Raw genomic sequence first — 7,059 nt, 5'->3', positions numbered from 1 at the left:
AATTTTTCTCAATAAAAAAGTAATAATAGTTTAAACATTTTTTTAGTTTTAAAAAAAATACTAAAAATATTTTATTATTTAATATTTTATATTAAATAAATATTAATATTAAAACAATTTTTAAATTTAAAAATATATTAAAAAATAAATATTTTATTTATATAATTTAATATTTTTTTTTGTAAAAATATAAAATATTAATTAAAATATTTATTTAAATATATTACTATTAATTAAATAAAATATTTTTTAATATTTAAAAAAAATATATTATAAATTTTACATAAAATATATAAAAATGTTAAGGTAAATTTATAAAAATGGAAAAAATAATTGCTAATATAATATATGCATCAAGATGGTTAATGTTTCCTGTATATATTGGTTTATCTTTTGGTTTTATTTTATTAACTTTAAAATTTTTTCAACAAGTTATTTTAGTAATTCCTGAAATTTTTAAAATGTCAGAATCTGGTTTAATTTTAATAGTATTATCATTAATAGATATAGCATTAGTAGGAGGATTATTAGTAATGGTAATGTTTTCTGGATATGAAAATTTTATTATGAAAATGGAAGAAGTAAAAGAAAACAAAAATAGGTTAAGTTGGATGGGTACAATGGATGTAAATTCAATAAAAAATAAAGTAGCTTCTTCAATAGTAGCTATATCTTCAGTTCATCTTTTAAGAATATTTATGAATGCAGAAAAAATTTTAGATAACAAAATAATGTGGTATGTAATAATACATATTACTTTTATAATATCTGCTTTTGGTATGTCTTATATAGATAAAATGAGTAAAAAAAAATATAATAATTAAAAATATAAAATAATGTACACAATAAATATTTTATTTTAATAAAATATTTTAATTTTAATATAAAAATATATTTTATATATAAATATTATTAAACTAATTTTATTATTTTTTATAAAATAAGAGTTTTATAAATATTTTATTATGTTAAAATTAATATAAAATTTTTATATTTGTGTACATTTTTTATTTTAAAATATTTTTTTAAAATTTTATAAAAAAAATATTTTAAAAAATATTAATATTTTTTAATTTTTTTAATGTTTTTATATTTTCTTATACTATTTAATATACTGATTAAAGATAATATATAAGATTCAATAAAATTTGAAGAAATCTTATTTCCATAAAATTTCATATTTTTATATATTGCAAAAACATTAACTTCAATAATAATATTTTTTTTATAAATTTTTGATTTTGAAATAAAATTTTTTAATTTCATTTTTATTTTAGAAATTTTTTTCAATAAATTAAAAATTGAATATATAATATTTTTATTATTAGAAATAATTTTTTTTTTATTATTTTTTCCTATCTTTAAATTAATTAATATTTTATTTTCTATATTATATTTATACAAAATTTCTAAATTAATTAACTTAAAATATTTACTTTCTTTATAAAAATTTTTTGTAAATGCTAAAGATTCCAAATCATATTCAAATATTCTACCTTGTATATCTGTCAATTTTATAAAATTTTTATATAATTTATTTAAATCATATAATTTTTCTGAATATCCCATATTTTTCATATAAAATTTTATTGCTGCTCTTCCTGATCTAGAAGTTAAATTAAAATTTTGTTTTTTAGATCCTATAGATTCAGGAGAAATTATTTCATAATTTTTTCTATTTTTCAAAATACCATCTTGATGAATTCCAGACGAATGAGAAAAAGCATTACTTCCTATTATTGGTTTATTAGGCGATATACTAAAATTACATATTTCACTTATTTTTTTACTAGTATCATAAATTTTTTTGATATTTATATTTGTTTTAAAATTTAATATATCATTTCTTGTATTTATAGCCATTATAACTTCTTCTAAAGCAGTATTTCCAGATCTTTCTCCTATGCCACTTATTGTACCTTCTATTTGCCTTGCACCATATTGTATTGAAGTTATTGCATTGCCTGAAGCCATTCCTAAATCATTATGAAAATGAACTGATAATTTTGCTTTATCTATATTTGGAACTCTATTTAATATTTTTTTTATTATTTTTGAAAATTCTAATGGCATTGTATAACCAACAGTATCTGGAATATTAATAGTAGTTGCACCATTTTTTATTACATTTTCAATTATAAAACATAAATTATCTATATTTGTTCTTCCTGCATCTTCACAAGAAAATTCTATGTCATCAGTATATTTTTTAGCTCTTATAACTGATTTTATAGACATTTCTAATATATCTTTAAAATCTTTTTTTAATTTATATTTTATGTGTAAATCAGAAGTTCCAATAAATAAATGAATTCTAAAAGAATTATATTTATAAAACCTCATAGCATTTGCTGAAATATCAATATCATTTTTTATGCATCTTGCAAGACTACATACTTTGCTTTTTTTTATAGTTTTTGAAATTAATTCTACTGATTTAAAATCTTCAGGGGAAGATATTGGAAACCCAGCTTCTATTATGTCTACTCCTAATTTTTCTAATAAAATTGCAATTTTTAACTTTTTATAAGAATTTAAACTATAAGGTAAGGATTGTTCTCCATCTCTTAATGTAGTATCAAAAATAATAATATTTTCTTTCATATGTTAACCTTAAAGAAATAAAATAATAAATATTTAAATAATATTATTAATATTATAATATTAAATTTTAATAAAATATATTTTTTCTTTCATATTCTTCTATTTTATGTTTATATTTCATAGTATAATCTATTCTATCTAATCCATTGATCATACAGAAATGATAAAAAGAATTTATTTCAAAAAAATATTTTTTATCTTTTATAGATATATATTTTTTAATTAAATTTATTTTAGCAAATACTATTATATTTTTTTTTATTATAGAAAATATGTTATTAATTATATCTTTTGATAAAACAATTAGTAAAATTCCATTATTAAAACTATTATTATAAAATATATCTGAAAAACTAGAAGATAAAATTACTTTAAAACCAAAATCTTTTAGTGCCCAAACTGCATGTTCTCTTGAAGAACCACAACCAAAATTTTCTCTTGAAATTAATATACTAGAATTTTTATATATACTTTTATTTAATATAAATTTATAATTTATATTTTTAATATTATTATTCAAATATCTCCAATTAAAAAATAAATATTTTCCAAATCCGTTTTTAGTAATTTTTTTTAAAAATTGTTTTGGTATTATTACATCTGTATCTATATTTGATATGTTTAATGGTAAAATTTTTCCAGTATGTATTGTGAATTTTTTCATTTTATAAAATTTTATAACCTCTTTTATAATATTTTCGTCTAAATTTCTCTTATATCTACTATTTTTCCATATATAGCTGCAGCTGATGCCATTGCTGGGCTAGCTAAATGAGTTATTCCTCCTACTCCTTGTCTGCCTTCAAAATTTCTATTACTAGTAGATATACATCTTTCACCTGGATTTAATTTATCTTCATTCATTGCTAAACACATAGAACAACCAGGTAATCTCCATTCAAAACCTGATTCTATAAAAATTTTATCTATACCTTCTTTTTCTGCTTGTAATTTTACATATTTAGATCCTGGAACTACTATAGCTTTAACATTTTTATGTACTTTTTTATTTATTATTATTTTTGATGCTTCTCTTAAATCTTCAATTCTAGAATTTGTACAAGATCCTATAAAAACTTTATTTATTGGTATATTTTTTAAATATGTGTTTGGAGTTAAATTCATATATTTTAATGTATTTTCTACATTTTTTATTTCATAGTAATCTTTATATTTATTTAAAGATGGTATTTTTTCATTTATATTAATAGTTTGACTAGGATTAGTTCCCCAAGTAATTTGAGGTTTTAGATTTTTTATATTAAAAAAAAATTTTTTATTAAAAAAAGAACCTTTATCTGATTTTAAGGTTTTCCAATAATTTTTTGCTTTTAACCATTTTTTTCCTTTTGGTGAATATTTTTTATTTTTTAAATATTTGTAAGTTGTTTTATCTGGAGATATTATGCCAGATTTTGCACCTAATTCTACTGACATATTGCATATTGTCATCCTGCTTTCCATACTTAAATTTGATATAGTATCTCCGCAAAATTCTATAATATGTCCATTACCACCTGATGTACTTAATTTTTTTATTATATGCAAAATAATATCTTTCGAATAAACATATTTTTGTAATTTACCAGAAATTTTTATTTTCATATTTTTATATCTTATTTGAGGTATAGTTTGTGTGGTTAAAACATGTTCTACTTCAGATGTACCAATTCCAAATGATAAAGCTCCAAATGCTCCATGAGTGGATGTATGAGAGTCTCCACATACAATTGTAGTTCCAGGTAATGTTAATCCATTCTCAGGACCTATTACATGCACTATACCTTGTCTTGGATGTGATAGATCAAATAACTTTATATTATGCAATTTACAATTTTTTATAAGTTCTTTTATTTGAATATATGACATTTTTTCAAAATTTATCAATTTTTTTTTTTTAGTAGAAACATTATGATCCATAGTTGCAAAAGTTTTACTAGGCATTCTTACAATTCTAGATTTTTTTTTCATAGAAGAAAATGCTTGAGGTGATGTTACTTCATGTAATAAATGTAAATCTACATAAATTAATGGAGTTTCATTTTCTTTTTCATATATTAAATGAGAATTATATAATTTTTCATATAAAGTATTTTTTTTATTTTTCATCTTTTACCTATTTTATATTAATAAAAATTTTAGATATTACATCACCCATTTTTTCAGTAGAAATATAATTTTTTTTATTACTTATATCTTTAGTTCTATATCCTAATTTTAATGCTTTTTTAACAGAATTATCAATATCTTTTGATATTTTTACTTCTTTTAAAGAATATTTTAATAACATAGAAAGTGATAAAATTTGTGCTATAGGATTTGCAACATTTAAATTTTTAATATCTGGAGCTGAACCACCTGCTGGTTCATAAAGTCCAAAACCATTTTCATTTATACTTGCTGATGGTAACATTCCTATAGATCCTATTATTGCGGCACATTCATCAGAAATTATATCACCAAACATATTTGAACATAATATTACATCAAAAGAACTTGGATTTTTTATTATTTGCATAATAGCATTGTCTACATATAAATGATTTAATTTTACTTCTGGATATTCATTAGATATTTCATTTACAGTTTTTCTCCATAAAATTGAACTTTTTAATACATTAGATTTATCTACTGAAGTAAGTATTTTTTTTCTTTTTTTAGACATTTCAAATGCTATTTTTGCTATTCTATATATTTCTTTCTTATTATATTTTTCTGTGTCATAAGCAGATTTTATGTTCATTTTATTATCATATTTAAATTTAGAATTTCCAAAATATATTCCTCCTATTAATTCTCTTATGCAAATTATATCTATACCATTTTTAATTATTTTTTTTTTTAAAGGAGAATAATTTTTTATATATGAATATAATTTTGCATGTCTTATATTACAAAATAAATTAAACTTTTTTCTGATATATAGTAATGAATCTTTTTCTAAAGAACTTTTATTTAAAGATTTATATCTATTATCACCTATAGATCCAAATAAAATGGCATCAGATTTTTCACATCCTTTTATAGTACTTTTTGGCATTACAGTATTATATTTTTTAAAAGCAGAATATCCAACCAAAAATTCCTTATAACATATATTTAAATTATATTTATTATTTAATATATTTATTATTTTATATGCTTGTTTCATTACTTCAGGACCTATTCCATCTCCTGGAAGACATGCTATTTTATATTTTTTTGACATTTCTTTTATTATATTTTGATATTTATTAAAGATATTTTATAAGTTATAAATAAATTTTTAAATTATTTTATAAAAAATTAATAAATAATTTATTTCATATGTTAATAAAAATAATTGATTTTATAAAAATTTACAATTTTTTTATTAATATTTTAATATATATTTTTGTAATGTTTATATTTTTATTATGTATAATTTCTTTTTTAAAAGATTTTTAATTATGTTATTTTGCATCTATCTCTTTGATTGCATATAAAAATTATTATACATGCATTTATTTTTTTTTAAAAAAAATATACCTTAATAAAAATAAAATTTTTTATATATTTTATTTAAAAATTTTTTATATATTTGTAAAATTTTAATAAAATAAAAATTAATTATAAAATAATTTAACGAAATTTTGGTATAGGAGAAGTTGCTAATTTTCTTAAATAATAGTATTCAATATTTATTTGTTTTTTTAAACCTTTAGCTCCTAATGTAGTTAATTCTAATACAGAATATCTTGCTACTAAAGCTCTTAAAATCTTTTGTTTAGCAATTTTTTCATCCATATAAAAAAATTTTTTTGCTTTCATATGTTTTCTATAAAAAATATGTTTAATTTGTCTATGTTTTAATATTCCTCTTATTCTTTTATCTTTTCCTATTCTTCTTGCTTCTGAAAAAGTTATTTTTTTTAATCCTCTTTTAATTAATCCTTTATTTATCCAACCTAATTGTTGTTTTTTTGCATTACGTAATTTTTTTGAAGATATACCTATTAATTCAAAAAATAAAGGAGTTAAAGTTATCATTTTAGGAGCATAATTTCCTATGACCTTATCCCAAACTTTTTGACATTCAACAAAACCCATAGGTTCCATAAATTCTGTTATTAATCTAGAAACTCTAGTAATAGATTTATTACCTGCTTTTGAAATAGTTGATAAATTACATTCATCAGCTAATTGTTCCACTGATGCTTGAACTAGATCTGATGTAATATTAAAATGATATATCATTGCTTTAACTATAACTCTCATAGCACATGCTCTATGTTCATTTAATCTTCTCTTTCTATTTAATAAAACTCCAGTACTAGGATTTTTTGGTTGTATTACATAATTTAATTCAGATCTAGCAACATCTGTTAAAGAAGCCATTTTCATAGCATAATTTATAAAAGCTGGTCTTTGTTTATCTTTTTTAGGAGGTGTAAATTTAGGATTTTTATTAAAAATATATTTTTTTCTATGATACAT

6 protein-coding genes are annotated in these 7,059 nt (G+C 19.0%); 1 reads left to right on the top strand and 5 read right to left on the bottom strand.

Features of this window, described 5'->3' with window-relative positions; translation table 11 throughout:
- Positions 1-320 precede the first annotated feature (320 nt).
- Positions 321-824 carry a TIGR00645 family protein gene (locus tag RJK19_RS02105; RefSeq protein WP_343184223.1) on the top strand — a complete coding sequence of 168 codons (504 nt, stop codon included), beginning with the start codon at positions 321-323 and terminating at the stop codon, positions 822-824.
- Between the two features lie 235 nt (positions 825-1,059).
- On the opposite strand, the gene leuA is transcribed toward RJK19_RS02105, so the two are convergent.
- The 5 genes from leuA to repA form a co-directional block, all read right to left on the bottom strand.
- Positions 1,060-2,604 carry a 2-isopropylmalate synthase gene (gene leuA, locus RJK19_RS02100; protein WP_343184222.1) on the bottom strand — a complete coding sequence of 515 codons (1,545 nt, stop codon included), beginning with the start codon at positions 2,602-2,604 and terminating at the stop codon, positions 1,060-1,062.
- A 67-nt stretch (positions 2,605-2,671) separates the two neighbouring features.
- Positions 2,672-3,268, bottom strand: coding sequence for a 3-isopropylmalate dehydratase small subunit (gene leuD, locus RJK19_RS02095; RefSeq protein WP_343184221.1), 597 nt, complete (start codon positions 3,266-3,268; stop codon positions 2,672-2,674).
- A 38-nt stretch (positions 3,269-3,306) separates the two neighbouring features.
- Positions 3,307-4,713, bottom strand: a complete 1,407-nt coding sequence (leuC, locus tag RJK19_RS02090) for a 3-isopropylmalate dehydratase large subunit (RefSeq protein WP_343184226.1) — start codon at positions 4,711-4,713, stop codon at positions 3,307-3,309.
- Between the two features lie 7 nt (positions 4,714-4,720).
- Positions 4,721-5,812, bottom strand: a complete 1,092-nt coding sequence (gene leuB / locus RJK19_RS02085; RefSeq protein ID WP_343184225.1) for a 3-isopropylmalate dehydrogenase — start codon at positions 5,810-5,812, stop codon at positions 4,721-4,723.
- Positions 5,813-6,204: 392 nt separating this feature from the next.
- Positions 6,205-7,059 carry a plasmid replication initiator RepA gene (gene repA, locus RJK19_RS02080; RefSeq protein WP_343184224.1) on the bottom strand — a complete coding sequence of 285 codons (855 nt, stop codon included), beginning with the start codon at positions 7,057-7,059 and terminating at the stop codon, positions 6,205-6,207.

Origin of the sequence: Buchnera aphidicola (Ceratovacuna keduensis), assembly GCF_039372665.1 — a bacterium.
GTDB classification, from domain to species: domain Bacteria; phylum Pseudomonadota; class Gammaproteobacteria; order Enterobacterales; family Enterobacteriaceae; genus Buchnera_G; species Buchnera_G aphidicola_D.
This window is presented reverse-complemented; position numbering and strand designations above follow the sequence as displayed.